We start from the raw sequence: 16520 nt of genomic DNA, 5'->3' as shown, positions 1-16520 counted from the left end.
TCCGTACCAGGACGTAAGGATCCCCAGGAGGTGACGACCATGGCGACCACCACCCTCACCAAGGCCGAGGACCGTACGACGGTCGAGCACGCCGCCCGTCTCGCGCACGTCTCGAAGTCCTTCGCCGGACCCACCGGTCAGCAGCTCGTCCTGGACGACATCACGCTCGATGTCGCTCCGGGCGAGTTCGTCACCCTCCTGGGAGCCTCCGGGTGCGGAAAGTCGACGCTGCTCAATCTGGTGGCCGGACTCGACCGCCCGTCCCAGGGGTCCATCGAGACCCCCGGCGGGCGGCCCGCCCTGATGTTCCAGGAGCACGCCCTCTTCCCCTGGCTGACCGCCGGCAAGAACATCGAACTGGCCCTGCGGCTGCGCGGGGTGCCCAAGGCCGGGCGCCGCGCCGAGGCGGAGCGGCTGCTCGAACTCGTACGTCTCGGCGGGGCGTACGGCAAGCGGGTGCACGAGCTGTCCGGGGGTATGCGGCAGCGCGTCGCGATGGCCCGCGCGCTCGCGCAGGACAGTCAACTGCTGTTGATGGACGAGCCGTTCGCGGCGCTCGACGCCATCACCCGCGATGTGCTGCACGACGAGCTGACCCGGATCTGGCGGGAGACGAACGCCTCGGTCCTCTTCGTCACGCACAACGTGCGCGAGGCCGTACGGCTCGCGCAGCGCGTCGTGCTGCTCTCGTCGCGGCCGGGACGCATCGCCAGGGAGTGGACGGTCGACATCGAGCAGCCTCGCCGTATCGAGGACACCGCCGTGGCGGAGCTGTCCGTCGAGATCACCGAAGAACTGCGTGGGGAGATCCGCCGACATGGCCAGCACTGACATCACGTCGAGCCGGAAGCGGCCGGACGGGGCGGCCGGACGGGGCGGCGCGAGGCCCGACGATCTGGCGGGGCTGGAGGCCGGGCTCGACGCCCTGGACGCCGTGCAGATCAGCCGCACCCCGGTGCGCGAGGTCCTGCTGCGCAAGGTGCTGCCACCGGTCGTGGCGGTGACGCTGGTCCTGCTGATCTGGGAGCTGCTGGTCCGCGCCCAGGTCACGGAGGTCTACAAGCTCCCGCCGCCGTCGGCCGTGTGGAACAGCGCCCGGGAGATGTGGCTGGCGGGCACGCTGCTCGACGTCGTCTGGACCAGCGTCTCGCGCGGCCTGCTCGGCTTCCTGCTCGCGGTCGCCATCGGTACGCCGTTGGGGCTGCTGGTCGCCCGGGTGAAGCTGATCCGGGCCGCGATCGGCCCGATCCTGTCCGGGCTCCAGTCGCTGCCCTCGGTGGCGTGGGTGGCCCCGGCGGTGATCTGGCTCGGGCTGAACGACCAGATGATGTTCGCCGTGATCCTGCTGGGCGCGGTGCCCTCGATCGCCAACGGGCTGGTCTCCGGCGTCGACCAGGTGCCGCCGCTGTTCCTCCGGGCCGGCCGCACGCTGGGCGCGACCGGGCTGCGCGGGACCTGGCACATCGTGCTCCCGGCGGCGCTGCCCGGCTACCTGGCGGGCCTCAAGCAGGGCTGGGCGTTCTCGTGGCGCTCGCTGATGGCCGCCGAGATCATCGCCTCCTCTCCCGAACTGGGTCTGGGGCTCGGGCAGTTGCTGGAGAACGGACGCAGCAACTTCGACATGCCCGGGATCTTCCTCTCGATCCTGCTCATCCTGTTCGTCGGCATCGCGATCGACCTGCTCATCTTCAGTCCGCTGGAGCGGTGGGTGCTGCGCAGCCGCGGTCTCCTCGTCAAGAACTGAGCCCTCCCATGACGCACCCCGCTCTCCTCGTCATCGCCCACGGCAGCCGCGACCCGCGCCACGCCACGACCGTGCACGCGCTCACCGAGCGGGTCCGTGCCGAGCGGCCGGGGCTGCGTGTGGAGACCGCGTACCTGGAGTTCAACGCCCCTTCCGTGCCCCGGGTGCTGGAGCGCCTGGCAGCGGAGGGGACGGACGAGGTCGTCGCCCTTCCGCTGCTGCTCACCCGGGCGTTCCACGCCAAGACCGACATCCCCTCGGTCCTGCGCGAGGCCCGCGCCCGGCTGCCGCGGACGCACATCCGGCAGGCCGCCGTGCTCGGCCCGTCCCCTCTGCTCAACGCCACCTTGGGGCGGCGGCTGCGGGAGGCCGGGATCCGTCCCGGCGACATCCCCCGGACCGGGCTCGTCCTGGCCTCGGCGGGATCCACAGACCCGGAGGCGATCGCAGTGATCGCTGAAATCGCGCGGGAGCTGCGGCACACCGGTTGGTGCGCCGTGCGGCCTGCGTTCGCCTCCGCTGTTCATCCCGGTGGCATCTCCCGCACCGAGGACGCGGTACGGGCCCTGCGCGCCGACGGCGTGGAGCGGGTGGCGGTGGCCCCGTACGTCATCGCGCCCGGCCGGCTGCCCGACCGCATCATGGCGGGAGCCGAGGCGGCCGGGGCCGACGTGCTCGCCGATGTGCTGGGCCCCGCGCCGGAGTTGGCGCGGCTGCTGCTGGACCGCTACGACGAGGCGCGGGTGCCGGTGGGGGCCTCCCTGTCGGCGTGAGGCCGTCGGCGTGTGCGGCCCGTCGGTGTGCGGCTACGGACGGCCCGGGGTGGGCTCACGGAGGTCGTCGAGGGGCTCGTCGTCGAACGGTGTCGCCTGGTGGAAGTAGAGCCGCCAGCCCTCCGGGGTCAGCCGCCACAGGGAGCTGCGGTGCGAGCGGATCCCCTTGGACTCCGTGTCGAAGGTGAGGTGCACCAGGTCGGCGCAGAGCTGTGTCCCCCGCATCCCGGAGGCGGTGAGCGGGCCGGGGCGCGGGGCGTCGTCCGCGGTGAGCGAGGCGATGATCCGCTCCCGGGTCCAGAGCCGGCCGGTGGTGCCGATCTCCCGGAACTCGGGGTGCAGCAGCGAGGCGAGGAGCTCGGCGGAGACCCGTACCACCGGGTCCAGCAGGCGTAGCTCGCCCTCGATGGCCGCGGCCACGGCGGGCGACGGCTCAGCCACGGGTCATCTCCACGAGCTTCGCCACGGTGTTCCAGTTGCGGCTGGTGGCGATGAGGCCCTTGACGTGGCGGGGGCGCCCCAGCGCGACCGCCAGCTTGGAGCGGCCGAGCCCGTCGGGGGCGTACAGGTACAGGCAGCGGTCGCCGAGCCGGAACTCCTCCGGCAGGAAGTCCCCCGCCTCCAGGTCCGCGAAGCGGTCGGCGTCCACGGGCCGGTCGAAGAAGGTGACGTGGAGCTGCTTGCCCTCCAGCTCGGCGGCGGGGAACGGACAGGCCCCGGCGACGGCGGCGAGATGGCCGGCGTCACGGACGAGGCAGTCGACGGCGAACCCGAACCGCCGGCGCAGAGCCTGCTCCAGGGCTGCGGCCAGGGCGTCCTCGTCGTCGCTGTCGCTCCGGAAGACGGCGTTTCCGCTCTGCAGATAGGTGGCGATGCCGGTGTGTCCCAGTTCGGTGAGCACGGTGCGCAGTTCGGGCATGGGGACCCTCTTGCTGCCGCTCACGTTGATCCCCCGCAGCAGCGCCGCGTACGTCGTCGTCATGGCCCCCCACCCTAGGCCCTCGCACGCGGTTCCGGCCGGATTGGCCGGATCTGCCGGACCGGGGAGCGGGGCCCGGCGTACCGGTGTCACGGCGTACCGGCGCCCCGGCCGGATCGTCGGGGCCACCCGGGGAACGGCGCGACCGCCGCGCTCCGTGGGGGAGAGCGCGGCGGCCGCTGTGCGCGGGGCCGGGCGGCGGGGGCCGGTGACCACCGCCGCCCGGCGTCGTCCGGTCGGAACCGGGGTCCTACTCGACGACCTTGAGGAGCTTGTTGGCCGTGCCTTCGGTGGCGTTGCTGATGGCGTCCGGGGTGGCTCCCTCGGTGAGCGCCGTGGCGACGGCCTCCGGGGTCGCGTCCTGGTTGCCCGCCAGGTAGACGGCGGCCGCACCGACGACGTGCGGGGTGGCCATGGACGTACCGGAGATGGTGTTGGTGCCGGTGTCGCTGTCGTTCCAGGTGGAGGTGATGTCCGAGCCCGGGGCGTAGATGTCCACGACCGACCCGTAATTGGAGAACGACGACTGCTCGTCGGCCTCCGTGGACGAGGCGACGGTGATCGCCTCGGGGACGCGGGAGGGCGAGCCCTGGCCGGCGTCGCTGGACTCGTTGCCGGCGGCCACACCGAAGGTGATGCCCGCGGCGATGGCCTTCTGGACGGCCTCGTCGAGGGCGGGGTCGGCGCCGCCGCCGAGGCTCATGTTGGCCACGGACGGGCCCTTGGCGTTGGCGGCGACCCAGTCGATCCCGGCGATGACCTGCTCGGTGGTGCCGGAGCCGTTGTCGTCCAGGACACGGACGGCCACGATGTTCGCCTTCTTGGCGACGCCGTGCGCGGCCCCGGCTATGGTGCCCGCCACGTGGGTGCCGTGCCCGTTGCCGTCGTCGGCGTCGTCGTCGTTGTCGACGGCGTCAAAGCCGGAGGTGGCCCGGCCCTCGAAGTCCTCGTGGGTGACGCGGACACCGGTGTCGATGACGTACGCGGTGACGCCCTCGCCTCCGGCGTCCGGGTAGGTGTACGCGTTGTCGCCCGCGGTCTCGGTCTGGTCGATCCGGTCCAGACCCCACGACGGCGGGTTGTCCTGGGTGGCGTCGATGCTGAACTTCTTGTTCTGCACCACCTTGGCGACGGCCGGGTCGGCGGCGAGGCGCTTGGCCTCGGTCTCCGAAAGGCCGCTGGCGGAGAAGCCGTTGATGCTGGAGGAGTAGGTGCGCTTGAGCTTGCCGCCGTACTCCTTCGCGAGCTCGGACTTGTCGGCCTTCTTCTCGTCCAGCATCACGATGTAGCTGCCGGACACCGCGGTCGCGGCGTCCGCGCCGTAGACCGTGCCCATGGGAGCCGGTGCGGCTCCGGCGAACGAGGTACCGAGAAGGGTGACTCCGGCGGCGGCCGCCACGGCGGTGATCGCGGCGGTCAGCTTGGTGCGACGGGTGCGCTGGTGCTTGGCCATGAAGAGGGGTCTCCTCGTCAAACTCTGTGGGGGGATTGGCCCTCGGCCGGAAGATCTCCGGGGGCTGGCTCGAAACCCTGACCGATTGACGAGCACAGATCAAGACCCTCATGAGGGATGACTTGTTCAACAACGTTGCGTAACAAGAAATCGGCCATGGCCGGTCACCACGGCCGGGGGCGGGCGACAGGCGTCCGCCCCACCCCGATCGAGCGGTATCGAGCCGCCCCGCGAGGGCACACCGCCTCGCATATCCCCTGCTCAGAGCCGCACTTGAAGAGTCGGGCACCTCCCGCCCGGCCATCGCCGGGCCCTCCGTGTGGCCTGTGGGGCGGGAGTGACCACGCGTGAAGACCCGTGAAGGTCCGTGAAGGTGTGCGCGCGAGGGGTGAACGCGCGGCTTCCGGTGTGAAATCGCGAGGGTGTGCGTGCAGATGCGCCGACCGGACCCGCCGCGACAAAGGCTTCACCGAGCCGAAACACGGAGGTCCCGCCCCGGGAGACCGCGGGGCGCGGCACTCGGGGCGGGACGGAGAACGTCCGGATACCAGTCAGGCGATTCCGCTCAGCGCGACAGTTCGGCCTCGATGAGGTCGGCGGCCCTCGGGGTGCCGCCCTCCCGCGCCATCCGCTCGCTCAGCCGCCCGCACCGGGCGGCCACTTCGGGGTCGTCCACCAGGGCGAGGACGGCCTCGCGCAGGCTCGCGGCGTCGGCCTCCTCCATCGGGAGGTGCCGGGCCACGCCCAGCGACTGGAGCATGTCCGCGTTGCCGAACTGGTCGACGGCCTGGGGGACGGCGACCATCGGGGTGCCGGTGGCGAGACCCTCCTGGCTCCCGCCCGCGCCGGCGTGGGTGATGAAGGCGTCGGCCTGCTTGAGGACGGCCAGCTGCGGCACCCAGGCGCGCACCTCCACGTTGTCCGGTACGTCTCCGAGTTCGGCGGGGTCGACGTGCGCCCCGATCTGGAGGACCACGTGCCAGCCGGGCAGTCCGCCGAAGGCCTCGACGCACTCCCGGTAGAAGGCGGGCTGCTTGGTGAAGGAGGAACCCAGCGACACCAGGAGCACCTTCTCCGCCCCGGCAGGCCGCGCCCACTCCCCCTGGTCCGCGCGGTCGCCCTGACAGGCCCCGACGAAGGTGTACATCTCGCGGTTCACCCGGTCCGCGTTCGGCTGGAGCGCCTCGGGGATCAGGACGAGACCGAGGCGCGGGCGGGCGACGAAGTCGTCGCAGGAGACATGGCCGAGGCCGTTCCCGGCGAGCCAGTCGTCGAAGCGCGCGTAGTACGCCTTGCCGCGCTCGGTCTGCTTCAGCTCGGCGGTCATCGGCTCGCCGACCTCCTCCTCGTACCCCTCCCAGGGCACCAGATTGGGCCAGAGGGAGACAGCGGGGACGCCCCAGCGGTGGGCGAGGACCCGGGCGGGATAGGAGGTGATGTCGTGCAGGACGAGGTCGGGCTCGTCGCCCGCGAAGGCCTCGGCGAGCTGCGGGAGCGCCTGGATCGCGTCGTCGAGGAAGGGTTCGATGTTGTCGATCAGCTCGGTGCCCCAGGCATCGGGGTCGTCGTCGGTAGGCAGGGTCGAGGTGTAGATCACCGGCCGGGCTCCGGTGGCGGCGACCTTCTCGGCGAAGGAGGCCGGGATGGCGTAACTGACGCGGTGTCCACGGTCGACGAGCTCGCGGATGACGTCGAGGCTCGGGTTCACATGTCCGTGGGCGGCGATGGAGAACATGGCGATGTGGGCACGCGGGGATTCCGTCATGCCGCCCACCATAGACGAGACGAGACGTCTCGTGCAATCCGCTGTGCGGGCCGAGGTCAGCGCTGGTAGCGGGCCAGCACCCGGTTCCCGTCGTCCACCAGCCGTTTCCGCAGCTCGCCGGTGTCGATCGCGCCGCTGTAGTACTCCTGGAGCGCGGGGGTCGCCACCTTGTCCTTCCACTCCGGGTAGCCGCGCACCGACTGGGCGGGCGCCGGCCGCAGCCCCCGCGCGAGCGCGGTGCCGACGGCCCAGCCGTGCTCGCTCCCACGCAGCGACGGGTCGGCCAGGGCCTCCGTCCCGGTGGGCAGCATCCAGTCGCCCCGGGCGAGGCGCACCATGTTCACGGGGCGCAGCAGGAAGTCGATGAACGCGACGGCCTCCTTCTTGTGCGGGCTCTCCTCGGCGACCGACAGCGTCTGCGGGCTCACGCCCTGGACCGCGCCTCCCGCGCCCGCGGGCATCGGCAGGACCGTCCAGTCGAACCCCTCGGGGGCCTGCTGGATGATCTGCTGACGGTAGGAGAAGCCGAGCGGGAGCATCGCGTACTTGCCGCCGAAGAACCCGGGCAGCGCGTCCGACCCGCCCATCCCCAGCGCGCTGCGGGCCGCGCTGCCGTCGGTGTTGACCTGGTCGCGGATGGTGCCGGTCACCACGCCGTCGCCCCGCTCGAAGCGCAGGACCGCCTTGCCGTCGTCGTCCCGGTGGAAGAGCTGTCCGCCGCCGGAAAGGCCCAGGTTGAGGGTGACGGAGACCGGCTCCTTGAGCGGCCAGGCGATCCCGTACCGCCCCTTGCCCGTCAGCCTGTCGGTGACCCGCCGGAACTCCTCCCAGCTCCAGGGGCGCTCCGGGGTCGGGACGCGCGCGCCCGAGGCCTTCAGCAGCTTCGTGTTGGCGATCAGGACCCGGGGCTCCTGGAGGAAGGGCACCCCGTGGACACCCTCGCCGAACGTGGTGGTACGCCAGGACTGTTCGGGGATGTCGGCCTTGAGCCGGTCGGGGAGGAAGGGGCGCAGGTCGGCGAGGTAGCCCCCGTAGGCGAAGTCGGCCAGGTCGTCGGAGGCGTCGTGGATGACGTCGGGGGCCTCGCCGCCCTCGAAGGAGGTGAGCAGCTGGTCGTGGACGCTGTCCCAGCTGCCCTGGACGTAGTCCACCTGGACCCGGGGGTGGGCCGCGTTCCACTCCTTCACCAGCTGTCTGTTGGCGTCGACGGACTCCTTCTGCCAGGCCAGCGACTGGAACCGGAGCCGGATCGTGCCGTCCGCGTCCCGTCCGTCGTCGCCGTCACCGTCGCCGGAGCAGCCGGTGAGCAGCAGGGCCAGGACGGCGAGGACGGTCACCGCCCGCCGGGCCGGGCCGCGCATCAGTTCTTCACCGCCCCGGCCGCCATCCCGCCGGTGATCCGCCGCTGGATGAGGGCGAAGAGGACGAGGGAGGGGAGCGTGGCGAGGAAGGCGGCGGCGGCGAGCGGGCCGAGGTCGGCCACGCCCTCCGCGCCGAGGAAGTGCGTGAGGACGACCGGCAAGGTCTGCTTCTCCGGGGTCTTGAGCAGGACGAGCGCGAAGAAGAACTCGTTCCATGCGGTGATGAACGCGAACAGCGCGGTGGCGACGATCCCGGGGGCGAGCAGCGGGGCCACGACCGAGACGAGCGTGCGCACCCGGCCCGCCCCGTCGACGGCGGCGGCCTCCTCCAGCTCGGCCGGCACGGCCCGTACGTAGCCGGCGAGCATCCACAGCGCGAAGGGCAGCGACCAGACGACGTAGACCATGATCAGCCCTCCCAGGGTGTTGATCAGGTGCAGGTTCTTCAGGATGAGGAAGAGCGGGATGATCACGAGAACAAACGGGAACGCCTGGCTGACCACCACCCAGCCGGTCGCGGCGGTGGCGAGGCGGCCCCGGTGGCGGGCCATCACATAGGCCATCGGGGTGGCGATCACGACGGCGATCACGGCCGCGCCGACGGCGGCGATCAGCGAGTTGGCCGCGGCCTGGAGCAGCGGCTGCTCGTCGAAGGCCTGCCGGAAGTTGTCCAGGGTGGGCTGCTCGGGGATCCAGGTGGGGTGCAGCGAGCCCAGTTCGCGGGCGGGCTTGAAGGCGGTCGAGACCAGCCACACGAACGGGAACGCGAGGAAGACCAGGTACGCCAGGAGAGCCAGGTACTGAGCGGCCCGCGCGGGCCCGCTGGTGCGCAGCCCCGTCGATTCACGCTCCGCCGCCCTTCGCCTCGTCACTCCCCTCCCCGCCGGTCCGCGCTTCATCGGTTCTCGCTTCATCGGTCCTCGCCTCCCCTGAGCCGGCCGACGAGGTAGAGGGCGAGGAGCACGGAGATCACCGCGACCATCACGCAGCCCATCGCCGCGGCGTAGCCGAACTGTCCGTAGCGGAAGGCCTCCTCGTAGGCGAAGAGCATCGGCAGCCGGGTCCGGCCGCCGGGTCCGCCGCTGGTCAGGACGTAGACCAGGGCGAAGGAGTTGAAGTTCCAGATCAGGTTGAGCGCGGAGATCGCGAGCGCGATCGGTTTCAGGGCGGGCCAGGTGACGGTACGGAAACGGCGCCACGCGCCCGCTCCGTCCAGGGCCGCCGCCTCGTGGAGTTCGCGCGGGGTGTTCTGGAGTCCGGCGAGCAGGGCGACGGTGGTCTGCGGCATGCCCGCCCAGATGCCGACGAGGATCACGGCGGGCAGTGCGGTGGCGAGGCCGGTCAGCCAGTCCCGGCCGTCGCCGAGTCCGAGGTCGCGGACGGTCTCGTTGAGAATGCCGGCGTCCGGGTTGTAGACGAGCCGCCACATGATGCCGACGACGACCTCGGGCATCGCCCAGGGGATGATCGCCAGCGCCCGGGCCAGCCAGCGCATCCGCAGGTTCTGGTTGAGCAGCAGGGCGAGGCCGAGCGCCAGCAGGAACTGCGGGACGGTGACGCCCACGGCCCAGAGCAGGCCGATCCGGAACGAGTCCCAGAACAGGGTGTCGTGCAGCAGGTCCTGGAAGTTCAGGGCGCCGATCCACTGGGTGGAGCGGGTGCGGCCGGACTGCGCGTCGGTGAAGGCGAGAGCGATGCCGTAGAGGAGCGGCCCGACACTGAGGATCAGGATCGGGAGGAGCGCGGGCAGCACCAGGAACCAGGCGGCCCGGTCCCCGAACGCCTTGCGTTCCGGACGCCCCGGAGGCCCGGGACGCCCGGGGCCGCCCCCGCGTCCGCCTCGCCCGTCCCGCCCGCTCCGCCCGCCCCGTCCTTCACGCCCGCCGTGCGGGCCGTCCGGTCCGGACCGCTTCGCCGCGGTCACCGATGTCACGAAGAAGACACCTCTGTCCCGTTTCTCACTGATGCACCTGAGACGGATTTCATCCCGTTCCGGCCGCCCGGGAGGCCTCCGTCATCGTGCTGACGGGTCATCGGTTCGTCAAGGTGGCCTGCGGGGATGCAAAATCGCACCCATGGACGAGATGCGAGCGCGCGAGGTGCTGACGGCCACCGGCTTCCCCGGCGCGGCAAAGCTGCTCGCGCTGGGCGAGAACGCGGTCTTCGCGGCCGGCGACCTGGTGATCAAGGTCGGCCGGGACGCCACCGGCCACCCCGAGCTGCGCGAGCGGGCGGAACGTGAGGTCGCTCTCGCCGACTGGCTCGCCGCCTCCGGTGTCCCGGCCGTCCGGGCGGCCGAACGCGCACCCCGCGTGGTCGAGGGCCACCCCGTCACGCTGTGGTACCGGCTTCCCGATCCCGTGCGCCCCGCCGAGCCGCGCGACCTCGCACCGTTGCTCTCCCTGGTGCACGCGCTGCCCGCCCCGGACGGTTTCACCCTGCCGCGACGCGAGCTGCTGGGCGGCGTGGAGCGCTGGCTGAGCCTGGCGGGGGACGCGATCGACCCGGCGGACGCCGACTACCTCCGTGAGCGCCGCGACGGCTTCGCGGCCGCGGCCGCCTCTCTCGTTCCGCATCTGCCGCCGGGACCGATCCACGGCGACGCGCTCCCGCGCAACGTCCACGTCGGGCCCGACGGTCCGGTCCTGGTCGACCTGGAGACCTTCTCCGCCGATCTGCGCGAACACGACCTGGTCGTCCTCGCCCTCTCCCGCGACCGCTACGGCCTCGACCCCGCGGCCTACGACGCCTTCACCTCCGCGTACGGCTGGGACGTCAGGGAGTGGGAGGGGTGCGCGGTGCTGCGCGGCGCCCGGGAGACGGCCAGCTGCGCCTGGGTCTCCCAGCACGCCCCGGCCAACCCGAAGGCGCTCGCCGAGTTCCGCCGCCGGGTGGCATCGCTGCGCGAGGGGGACGCGGCGGTTCGGTGGTATCCGTTCTAGCGCTCGACGACTCCCGTGGTTCCGGTTCCGGTTCCGGCCGGGTCGGCGACGGGAGGACCGGATGATGGACGGCGTCGCGGCTCAGGCCATCGTGGGCGACATCGTCGATCGGCTCGGCGTCCGGGTGAACGTCATGGACGATCACGGCATCATCATCGCCAGCAGTGACCGGTCCAGGGTGGGCAGCCTCCACGAGGGCGCGCTGCGTGTGCTGCGGACGGGGCGGCTGTTCGCCGTCACCAGCGAAGAGGCCCGCGCCCTGACGGGAACGCTCGCCGGAGTCAATCTGCCGTTGCGGCTCGGCGACGAGATCGTCGGCGTCGTCGGTGTGAGCGGCGACCCCGCGCGCGTGGGCGAGATCGCCCGGGCCATCGCGAGGATGGCCGAACTCATGTTCGCTCAACAGGCGTTCCTCGGAGAGGCCGGCTGGCGCCACCGCGTGCGGTTGCAGCTGATCGAGGACCTGCGCACCGGAGGTCTGACAGGGGCGGGCTGGCGGCAGCGGCAGCAGCTCGCGGGCTGCCGGGTGGAGCCTCCGTACCACCTTTTCCTGGTCGACGGCGTGACGTCACGGCCCGGCCGCAGCCCCCTGGGCGATCCGGAGGACCCCGCGGAGCGGTACCGCCGGCTGGAGGCGGACGAGGCCACCACCATCATCGCGCCGGACACGAACGGCGTCCTGTGGGTGGTGGCCGGCGGGTCCGCCGGAGTCGGGCTGCGGCACCGGATCTCGCTGCTGTGCCGGGCGGAGAGCGACATCGGATGCCTGGACGCGGGGCGCGCCGATGACTTCCCGACGCTCCTCGAACGGGCCGCGCAGGCCGGGTTCGCGCTGCGGCGGCGGCTGCGCGGTGTGGTGCGCCTGTCGAGTCTGGAGCTGCCGGCCCTCCTCGCCAGGCTCGACCCCGGAACCCGGCGCGGCGCGGCGGCACGCATCGTGGGGGCGCTGCCCGAGGAGCTGCGCCACACCCTGCGGGTGTACTTCACGCACGACCGGAACGTGGGCGACGCCGCGACCGCTCTGAACGTCCACCGCAACACCCTGGCCTACCGCCTCGGACGGGTGGAGCACCTCACCGGCCGCGACCCGCGCGCCTTCCAGGACGCGGTGGTCCTCCAGGTCGCGCTGCACTTGCAGGAGCTGTCCGAGCCGGAGTGACCGGCATTGTCGAGGGTTCCTTCCGCGGGTGCTTGTGCACATGCACAGAGACGCCCCGCCAGGACCGGGGGAACTTCGTCTGCCGAGCCGATGTCCCACGGGTGGGGCGATTCCTACAGTGCTCCCACGGACCGTTCGTTCCCCGAGTGTTCCGGTTTTCACCCAAGGAGTCCCATGAGCACCGCAGGACCGTCCCTGCTCGTCGCCCTCGCGATAAGCATCGTCTTGATCATCGTTCTGTGCGGCCGGTTCCGGCTGCACCCTTTCCTGGCCATCGTCATCGCCACGTACGGCTTCGGCCTCGCGGCGATGGGCATCGGCGCGGCGACCGGGGCGGACAAACCCTTCGTCGACGACCTCGGAGCCACCATCGCCGAGGGGTTCGGCTCCATTCTGGCCGGCATCGGCCTGGTGATTCTCTTCGGGACGGTGATCGGCAAGGTCCTGGAGCGCACGGGTGCGGCGGTCACCCTCGCCGAGGCCGTGCTGAAGGTCGTGGGCAAACGGCATCCGGCGCTCGCCATGTCGGTCATGGGCTGGGTCGTCTCCATTCCCGTCTTCTGCGACTCCGGCTACGTGGTGCTGTCCCCGCTCCAGCGGTCGATCGCCCGCAGGACCGGCAAGAACCCGGTCGTCCTGGGCACGGCACTGGCCACCGGCCTGTACGCGTCGCACACCTTCGTACCTCCCACGCCGGGTCCCATCGCCGCGGCGGGGAACGTGGGCATCGGGTCGGACGGACTGGTGTGGGTCATCCTCTTCAGCATCCCGGTCTCGTTGGTCGCCGCGCTGGCCGGACTGCTCTGGGCCCTGCGTCGCACCCAGGACCTGCGGAGTTCGCTGCCCGACGTCGAGGAGTCCTTCGAGGAGTACAAGGAGCAGTTCGAGCGGCTTCCGGGGCTCGGCCGGGCGCTGGCTCCGATCCTCGTCCCGATCGTTCTGATGGCCACCGGCTCGGTCGCGGCCTTCCCCTCAGGTGACTCCACGCTCGTCGACGGCGCCCTCGGAGCTCTGCTCACGGACCTGGGCTCACCGGTGAACGCCCTGCTGATCGGTGTCGTCCTGGCACTCGCGCTGCTCCCGCCGCGGCGGGACGCCAAGGCGCTCACCACCTGGGTCGCCGAGGGCCTGGTCGACGCGGCGCCGATTCTCGTCATCACGGGGGCGGGCGGCGCGTTCGGCGCGGTGATCAAGGGCACTCCGCTGGCCGACTACATCGGCACCCTCATCGGGGACGGCTCGGCGCTGAAGGGAGTGACCGCCCTCCTGGTGCTGTTCGGGATCGCGGCGCTCCTCAAGACCGCGCAGGGCAGCAGCACCGCCGCGCTCATCATCACCTCCACCCTCGCCCACCCGCTGCTGCCCACGCTGGGCCTGGACGGAACGCTCGGCTCGATCCCCATCGGCCAGGTGATGGCGGTGCTGGCGATCGGCGCAGGCGCCATGGTGGTGAGCCATGTCAACGACTCGTACTTCTGGGTCGTCACCCAGTTCTCCGGAATGGACGTCAAGACCGCGTACCGGGCGCACACGGCGGCCACCCTGGTCCAGGGCCTCAGTGCGCTGGCCGCCGTACTCGTGCTCGGCGCCGTGCTGCTCTGAGCCGCCGGCGCCCTCCGGCGGCCGGCCGCGGGCACGGTGCCACGTATGCTTCCGCCGACTGTCCCGCACCTTGCGAATCGGAGCCTTCCCATGCCCATGACCCGCTCGACCGCAGTGACGTGGAGCCTCTCGGCCCTGGCCGCCGGAGCGCTGCTCGTCGGCTGCTCGGCCTCGGTGAGTGTGGGAAGTTCCGAGTCGAAGCTGTCCAAGGACAAGCTGTCCGCCACGGTCGCCAAGAAGCTCGCCGAGACGACGGGCCAGCCGGAACCGGACGTCACGTGCCCCGAGGACCTCGTCGGGAAGGTCGGCACCGAGACCCGCTGCACCCTCACGGCGGGCGACGGCAGCACCCTGGGCGTGACGGCGACCGTCACTTCGGTCGACGGCGATCAGATCAACTTCGACATCAAGGCGGACGACACGGCCTCCCCCGCCGCCAACTGACGCGGAGGGGGTTTCCGGCCCCGTCGGCCCCGGCTCAGCGGCTGCGTGGGATCACCGGCCAGGACGCCTCGACCACGGCCGCCGGGTCCGAGCGGCGCAGGTAGGCCTGGAGGGAGGCCGACTGCTCGGCTGCCGCCCGGATCTGAAGGGCGTGCAGTTCGGCGGGGGGCAGGGTGCCGACGGGGCGGTGCCGCTCCCCCATCCGGCGCACCACGCGCACCGCCGCCACCGCGTCGGCGCTCGCCTCGTGGGCTCCGTCGAGCGTGACCCCGTAGTGGTCGCACAGTGCTTGGAGGGCCCGCTTGCCCCTGCGGTACTTGTCGACGTGCTTGTCGATCACCAGCGGGTCGATGACGGGCGAGGGCGCCCCGCCGACCCTCTCGTCGACCGACAGCAGCCCGTACCTGCGGCACTCACGGTCCAGCAGCGAGAGGTCGTAGCGCGCGTTCATCACCACCAGCGGGACACCCGAGCGCAGCACCTCGGCGACCGCGTGGGCGATCTCCTCGACCGCCGGGGCGGCCCGCGCCCCGTGCTTGCGGGCGTGGTCGGTGCCGATGCCGTGGATCGCGGACGCCTGTTCGGGTATGGCCACCCCCGGGTCGAGCAGCCAGGTACGCTGCTCGGCGACCGTCCCGTCTGCGTCCAGCCGGACCAGTGCGGCCGTGACGATCCGGTCGTTCTCGACGTCGGTCCCCGTCGTCTCCAGGTCGAAGCCGACCAGTGTTCCCCGGTGCCAGCTCATCCCGATACCTCCTTCGTGGTGCGCTCCCCCATGTGCTCACCACCTTCGCACGGGCCACTGACAGGGCCCCGGGGAGGGCTGCGGCGCCACGGCCCGTCAGAAAGGCCGAGCGGGGCGCGAGGAGAACAAGGCGCGAGGGGAGCGGGGCGGGCCGTCAGGGCGCCGGGCGGGAAGTCGACCAGGTCCGCTGGTTCAGGAACGACCAGGTCCGCTGGTTCAGGAACGAGCGGGTCCGCTGGTTCAGGAGACCGGCCGGGAGTCCGTCCAGACCGATTCGAACTCCTCGCGGTACGTCTCGAACAGTCCGTGCTCGCTGTCCTGCCCCGCCCGCACCACCGTCCGCCGGCCCCCGCCGCGCAGCACCAGCACGGGCGCCTCCATGCCCCGGGCCCGCCGCAGATAGGGCTGGACGACGCCCACGGCGTCCGGCCCGTCGCCGTCCACCAGATAGGCGGTGAAGCGCGGGGTCTCGTCGAAGACCTGGATCTCGAACGCGCCCGGGTCGCGGAGCTTGGAGCGCACCCGGCGCATGTGCAGGATGTTCATCTCCACCGAACGGCTCAGCTCACCCTTCTTGAGGCCGAGTTCCCGCTCCCGGCGGCGTACCGCGCTGCTGGCCGGATTGATGAACAGCAGCCGGACCCGGCAGCCCGTTTCGGCGAGCCGGACGAGCCGGCGGCCGGAGAAGTTCTGCACGAGCAGGTTGAGGCCTATCCCGATGGCGTCCAGCCGCCGCGCCCCGCCGAACAGGTCCTCGGCGGGCAGCTGGCGCTGGAGCCGGACCCGGTCGGGGTGGACGGAGACCACGTCCGCGTACCGGTCGCCGACCAGCTCCTCCACCGCGTCCACCGGCAGCCGGTCCGCCGAGGGCACTCCCGCCCCGCTGCCGAGGATGTCCAGGAGCCGGGCGGAGGCCCGTTCCGCCTGGGCGAGGACCGCCTCGTTCAGCGCACGGTTGCGGGAGACGACGTTGCGCGCGACCTCCAGCTCGTCCAGGGCCAGCTCGACGTCGCGCCGGTCGTCGAAGTACGGCTCGAAACAGGGCCAGTGCTGGACCATCAGCTCCCGCAGCTGCGGCAGCGTCAGGAAGCTGAGGACGTTGTCGTCGGCCGGGTCCAGCAGATAGCCCTTGCGGCGCGAGACCTCCCGTACGGCGACGGCACGCTGCACCCACTCCTGCCCGGCCGGTCCGGCCGCGGCCACCACCCACTCCTCGCCGTGCACCGGCTCGTAGATCGGCCGGAGCACCGCGGCGACGACGGCCCGCAGACGCTGTTCGACCAGATTCAGCCAGATATAGGCGCGTCCGGCCCGCTGGGCCCGCGTGCGCACCTCGTTCCAGGCCTCCGAGCCCCAGTCCAGCTCGGCGCCGATCTCCACGGGCTGCGCGAGAGACACCGCCCCGGGCGGGGCATCGGTCGATTCCCCCTCGTGACCCGCGTCACCTGGGGGCAGCTCGAACCCTCCCGAGCTCACCCGCGTACCGCCTTCCACTCCCCCACCCAACGATCAAGGAAGGGTACTCCGGGAGCACGATCCGACGCAGCCCGATG

The 16520-nt window shown here is 71.9% G+C and carries 15 protein-coding genes and 1 pseudogene; 7 read left to right on the top strand and 9 right to left on the bottom strand.

Annotated elements, in window-relative coordinates; all coding sequences use genetic code 11:
• Positions 1 to 39 precede the first annotated feature (39 nt).
• Genes PSQ21_RS29885 through PSQ21_RS29875 form a run of 3 tightly spaced genes read left to right on the top strand, consistent with a single transcriptional unit; the run spans position 40 to position 2517 of the window.
• A complete protein-coding gene (locus tag PSQ21_RS29885; protein ID WP_274034413.1) occupies positions 40 to 831 on the top strand; it encodes an ABC transporter ATP-binding protein in 792 nt (263 codons plus the stop codon).
• Positions 818 to 1744 carry an ABC transporter permease gene (locus PSQ21_RS29880; RefSeq protein ID WP_274034412.1) on the top strand — a complete coding sequence of 309 codons (927 nt, stop codon included), beginning with the start codon at positions 818 to 820 and terminating at the stop codon, positions 1742 to 1744. Before PSQ21_RS29885 ends, PSQ21_RS29880 begins: the two co-directional genes overlap by 14 nt.
• 8 nt (positions 1745 to 1752) lie before the next feature.
• On the top strand, positions 1753 to 2517 hold the full coding sequence (locus PSQ21_RS29875) for a sirohydrochlorin chelatase (RefSeq protein ID WP_274034411.1): 765 nt from the start codon (positions 1753 to 1755) through the stop codon (positions 2515 to 2517).
• 33 nt (positions 2518 to 2550) lie between these two features.
• Here PSQ21_RS29875 and PSQ21_RS29870 read toward each other — a convergent pair whose 3' ends face one another.
• From PSQ21_RS29870 to PSQ21_RS29840, 7 genes and pseudogenes are all read right to left on the bottom strand, one after another.
• Complete coding sequence (locus PSQ21_RS29870; protein WP_274034410.1) at positions 2551 to 2958, bottom strand: nuclear transport factor 2 family protein; 408 nt, start codon at positions 2956 to 2958, stop codon at positions 2551 to 2553.
• Positions 2951 to 3499 carry a DUF1697 domain-containing protein gene (locus PSQ21_RS29865; protein WP_274034409.1) on the bottom strand — a complete coding sequence of 183 codons (549 nt, stop codon included), beginning with the start codon at positions 3497 to 3499 and terminating at the stop codon, positions 2951 to 2953. The genes PSQ21_RS29870 and PSQ21_RS29865 overlap by 8 nt, the downstream gene beginning before the upstream one ends.
• A 247-nt stretch (positions 3500 to 3746) precedes the next feature.
• Complete coding sequence (locus PSQ21_RS29860; RefSeq protein WP_097867341.1) at positions 3747 to 4949, bottom strand: S8 family peptidase; 1203 nt, start codon at positions 4947 to 4949, stop codon at positions 3747 to 3749.
• Between the two features lie 565 nt (positions 4950 to 5514).
• Positions 5515 to 6751: pseudogene (gene mgt / locus PSQ21_RS29855) on the bottom strand (macrolide-inactivating glycosyltransferase).
• A gap of 19 nt (positions 6752 to 6770) precedes the next feature.
• Positions 6771 to 8075: an ABC transporter substrate-binding protein gene (locus PSQ21_RS29850; RefSeq protein ID WP_274034407.1), complete on the bottom strand. Its 1305-nt coding sequence runs from the start codon at positions 8073 to 8075 to the stop codon at positions 6771 to 6773.
• Positions 8075 to 8974: a carbohydrate ABC transporter permease gene (locus tag PSQ21_RS29845; RefSeq protein ID WP_274036005.1), complete on the bottom strand. Its 900-nt coding sequence runs from the start codon at positions 8972 to 8974 to the stop codon at positions 8075 to 8077. Before PSQ21_RS29845 ends, PSQ21_RS29850 begins: the two co-directional genes overlap by 1 nt.
• Positions 8975 to 8985: 11 nt before the next feature.
• Complete coding sequence (locus tag PSQ21_RS29840; RefSeq protein WP_274034406.1) at positions 8986 to 10008, bottom strand: carbohydrate ABC transporter permease; 1023 nt, start codon at positions 10006 to 10008, stop codon at positions 8986 to 8988.
• A 142-nt stretch (positions 10009 to 10150) separates the two neighbouring features.
• On the opposite strand from PSQ21_RS29840, the gene PSQ21_RS29835 reads away from it, so the two are divergent.
• From PSQ21_RS29835 to PSQ21_RS29820, 4 genes are all read left to right on the top strand, one after another.
• Entirely contained in the window at positions 10151 to 11017 is an 867-nt protein-coding gene (locus PSQ21_RS29835) for a phosphotransferase enzyme family protein (protein ID WP_274034405.1), read from the top strand.
• Between the two features lie 61 nt (positions 11018 to 11078).
• Entirely contained in the window at positions 11079 to 12176 is a 1098-nt protein-coding gene (locus tag PSQ21_RS29830; RefSeq protein WP_274034404.1) for a CdaR family transcriptional regulator, read from the top strand.
• A gap of 174 nt (positions 12177 to 12350) precedes the next feature.
• Positions 12351 to 13778 (top strand): GntP family permease, encoded by a 1428-nt coding sequence (locus PSQ21_RS29825; protein WP_274034403.1) that lies wholly within the window; start codon positions 12351 to 12353, stop codon positions 13776 to 13778.
• 90 nt (positions 13779 to 13868) lie between these two features.
• Positions 13869 to 14222 (top strand): DUF4333 domain-containing protein, encoded by a 354-nt coding sequence (locus PSQ21_RS29820; protein WP_274034402.1) that lies wholly within the window; start codon positions 13869 to 13871, stop codon positions 14220 to 14222.
• Between the two features lie 34 nt (positions 14223 to 14256).
• Here the strand turns inward: PSQ21_RS29820 and PSQ21_RS29815 are convergent, their stop codons facing one another.
• Positions 14257 to 14967 carry a 3'-5' exonuclease gene (locus PSQ21_RS29815; protein ID WP_274034401.1) on the bottom strand — a complete coding sequence of 237 codons (711 nt, stop codon included), beginning with the start codon at positions 14965 to 14967 and terminating at the stop codon, positions 14257 to 14259.
• Between the two features lie 240 nt (positions 14968 to 15207).
• Positions 15208 to 16443: an SAV2148 family HEPN domain-containing protein gene (locus PSQ21_RS29810; RefSeq protein ID WP_097867350.1), complete on the bottom strand. Its 1236-nt coding sequence runs from the start codon at positions 16441 to 16443 to the stop codon at positions 15208 to 15210.
• Positions 16444 to 16520 lie beyond the last annotated feature (77 nt).

The sequence above is a fragment of the Streptomyces sp. MMBL 11-1 genome (assembly GCF_028622875.1).
Lineage (GTDB): Bacteria > Actinomycetota > Actinomycetes > Streptomycetales > Streptomycetaceae > Streptomyces.
The sequence above is the reverse complement of the archived record's forward strand: the minus strand, read 5'-3'. Positions and strand labels throughout refer to the sequence as shown.

Coding starts and splice junctions, on each gene's coding strand:
- PSQ21_RS29865 (WP_274034409.1), bottom strand. CDS start 3,499: ATGACGACGACGTACGCGGCGCTGCTGCGGGGGATCAACGTGAGCGGC.
- PSQ21_RS29880 (WP_274034412.1), top strand. CDS start 818: ATGGCCAGCACTGACATCACGTCGAGCCGGAAGCGGCCGGACGGGGCG.
- PSQ21_RS29845 (WP_274036005.1), bottom strand. CDS start 8,974: ATGAAGCGCGGACCGGCGGGGAGGGGAGTGACGAGGCGAAGGGCGGCG.
- PSQ21_RS29820 (WP_274034402.1), top strand. CDS start 13,869: ATGCCCATGACCCGCTCGACCGCAGTGACGTGGAGCCTCTCGGCCCTG.
- PSQ21_RS29825 (WP_274034403.1), top strand. CDS start 12,351: ATGAGCACCGCAGGACCGTCCCTGCTCGTCGCCCTCGCGATAAGCATC.
- PSQ21_RS29850 (WP_274034407.1), bottom strand. CDS start 8,075: ATGCGCGGCCCGGCCCGGCGGGCGGTGACCGTCCTCGCCGTCCTGGCC.
- PSQ21_RS29875 (WP_274034411.1), top strand. CDS start 1,753: ATGACGCACCCCGCTCTCCTCGTCATCGCCCACGGCAGCCGCGACCCG.
- PSQ21_RS29860 (WP_097867341.1), bottom strand. CDS start 4,949: ATGGCCAAGCACCAGCGCACCCGTCGCACCAAGCTGACCGCCGCGATC.
- PSQ21_RS29815 (WP_274034401.1), bottom strand. CDS start 14,967: ATGAGCTGGCACCGGGGAACACTGGTCGGCTTCGACCTGGAGACGACG.
- PSQ21_RS29835 (WP_274034405.1), top strand. CDS start 10,151: ATGGACGAGATGCGAGCGCGCGAGGTGCTGACGGCCACCGGCTTCCCC.
- PSQ21_RS29885 (WP_274034413.1), top strand. CDS start 40: ATGGCGACCACCACCCTCACCAAGGCCGAGGACCGTACGACGGTCGAG.
- PSQ21_RS29830 (WP_274034404.1), top strand. CDS start 11,079: ATGATGGACGGCGTCGCGGCTCAGGCCATCGTGGGCGACATCGTCGAT.